Origin of the sequence: Actinomadura sp. GC306, assembly GCF_004348665.1 — a bacterium.
In the GTDB taxonomy this organism is placed as follows: Bacteria; Actinomycetota; Actinomycetes; order Streptosporangiales; family Streptosporangiaceae; genus Spirillospora.
The window spans coordinates 1-1,754 of sequence record NZ_SMKM01000506.1; the positions used below are offsets into that span (position 1 = coordinate 1).

Consider the following 1,754-nt stretch of genomic DNA (forward strand, 5'->3'; position numbering starts at 1 on the left):
GTGGACGTAGCCGTTGAGCATGTCGATGAGGGTGATGACGTCGTCGAGGGGCGGGCCGATGTCGAGTGCGCCGATCGCGAACTCGGTCAGCCGCAGGCGGTTGGGGCCGAGCATCGCGCGGGTGCCGTCCAGTCCGGCGAGCCAGGGGTGCCGCAGCCAGATCGCGCGGGTGCCGTCGGCGATGAGGGTCAGGTCGGCGCGCCAGTCGCCGCTGGGGCGGTCCGGTACGTCGATCTCGGCCAGGACGTGGTCGGCCATGAGTTCGACGAGGTCGTCGCGGCAGGAGACGTACCGGTACAGCGACATCGCGGCGGTGCCGAGGTCGGCGGCGATGCGGCGCATCGAGGCGGCCTCCAGGCCGTCGGCGTCGGCGATGCGGATGGCCGCCTCGGTGATCTGGGTGCGGGTGTAGGCGGGGCGGGGGCCGCGGCCCTGCCGTTGCGGCGCCGACCAGATGCTGACGTGTTCGCCTCCTGTCACCGGACCTCCCGTTGCTCTTCCTGCGCATCCTAGTTGCGTACGCCATACCCAGAAGGGCGGCTTCCCGTCCGCCGGGACGCGGCCCGGTGTCCCGGCGGACGGGGGTCCTCACCGGCGGCGGTCCCGGTCGCGGTACATGCGGCGCTGCAGGCGGGAGATCTCCTTGGCGCGGGCGCGGCGCTCGGCGTCCAGGCGGGCGTCGGTGCGGGCGGCGATCCAGTCGTTCTCGCGCTGCAGTTTGCGGTAGCTGTCGAGGCGCCGCTGCGGCAGGGTGCCGTCTTCGGCGGCGGCCAGGACGGCGCAGCCGGGTTCGGTGCGGTGGGCGCAGTCGCCGAAGCGGCAGCCGGTGGCCAGGCCGGTGATGTCGGCGAAGGTGCGGTCGAGGCCGCCGGACGCCTCGAACAGGCCGATGCCGCGCAGTCCGGGTGTGTCGATCAGGACGCCGCCGCCCGGCAGCGGCAGGAGTTCGCGGCGGACGGTGGTGTGGCGGCCCTTGCCGTCGCGTGCCCGGACCGTGCCGGTGGCCAGGGCGTCGCGTCCGAGGAGCGCGTTGCCGAGGGTGGACTTGCCCGATCCGGACGGGCCGAGGAGGACGACCGTGCCGTGCAGGGCGGCGCGGAGGGCGCCGATCCCGTCCCCGGACGCGGCGCTGCACGCGGCGACGTCCACGCCGGGTGCGGCGGCGGTGACCTGCGCTTCGGCGTCGGCGGTGCCGGTGACGCGGTCGGCCTTGGTGAGCACGACCACCGGGCGGGCGCCGCTCTCGAACGCCAGTGCCAGCAGCCGTTCGATGCGGCCGAGGTCGAGGCGGGTGTCGAGGGCGGCGGTGACGGCGGCGGTGTCGACGTTGGCGGCCAGCACGTGGCCGCGCGAGTCGCGGGAGGCGGAGGACCGCACGATCGCGGTCCGGCGCGGCAGCAGTGCCGCCACGACCGGCCGCCCGTCGGGGCCGCCGGGGTGCAGCGCCGCCCAGTCGCCCGTGCAGGGCGCGGGGTCGGCCGCTGGATCGGTGGACGGCGGCGGGGTCGCGGCCCGGAGCGGGCCTTGCGCGGTGACCACGTCGCACAGGCCGCGGTCGACCGCGGCGACGCGGGCGGGGGTCAATCCCGCCGCGCGGTGGGGGGTGAATGCTTCGTCGAGGGCGTCGTCCCAGCCGTAGGCGGCCAGGGGCGACGGCCCCGCGGATGCGGAGGTCAATGTCGTGGAACCCTTGTGTGGAAGGGGCCCCGGCGGGCGCGCGTCCGGCGGGTGAGGCGGGACGGGTCAGCCGGCGG

2 protein-coding genes are annotated in these 1,754 nt (G+C 75.9%); both read right to left on the reverse strand.

The features are described 5' to 3' along the window. Positions 1 to 480 (reverse strand): TetR/AcrR family transcriptional regulator (locus E1200_RS33085; protein WP_131956577.1); only part of this gene is annotated, 480 nt, incomplete at its 3' end. 108 nt (positions 481 to 588) lie between these two features. After that, positions 589 to 1,677, reverse strand: a complete 1,089-nt coding sequence (rsgA, locus tag E1200_RS33090; RefSeq protein ID WP_131956579.1) for a ribosome small subunit-dependent GTPase A — start codon at positions 1,675 to 1,677, stop codon at positions 589 to 591. Positions 1,678 to 1,754: the final 77 nt, after the last annotated feature.